The organism is Mesorhizobium sp. WSM4806 (assembly GCF_055811635.1).
In genome coordinates this window covers 1-480 of sequence record NZ_JBVVQZ010000073.1, presented here as the reverse complement: position 1 = coordinate 480, position 480 = coordinate 1, and the positions used below count along the sequence as shown (strand labels likewise).

Annotated in this window: 1 pseudogene; it reads left to right on the top strand. The window is 65.4% G+C overall.

Annotation, left to right across the window (positions count from 1 at the left end):
- A pseudogene (locus AC0L2M_RS34630) lies at nucleotides 1-480 on the top strand (adenosine kinase); the annotation flags it as partial.

Below are 480 nucleotides of genomic sequence, written 5' to 3'. Positions count from 1 at the left end.
GTCACCTATTTCGAGGGCTATCTGTGGGACCCGCCGCGCGCCAAGGAAGCGTTCCGGCAGACGGCGAAGCTCGCCCATGCCGCCGGGCTCGAAGTGTCGATGACATTGTCGGATTCGTTCTGCGTCGACCGCTACCGCGACGAGTTTCTGGACCTGATGCGCTCAGGCACCGTCGACATCGTCTTTGCCAACAGCCACGAGATCAAGGCGCTCTACCAGACCGCCTCCTTCGACGAGGCGCTGCAAGATCGCCGCCGTCACCCGCTCCGAAAAGGGCTCGGTCATCGTGCGCGGCGACGAGACCGTCACCATCGATGCGACGAAAATCCGCGAGCTGGTCGACACCACCGGCGCCGGCGACCTCTATGCCGCCGGTTTCCTCTACGGCTACACGCAAGGGCGCAGCCTGAAGCATTGCGGCGATCTCGGCTCGCTGGCGGCCGGGCTGGTGATCCAGCAGATCGGGCCAAGGCCGCGGCA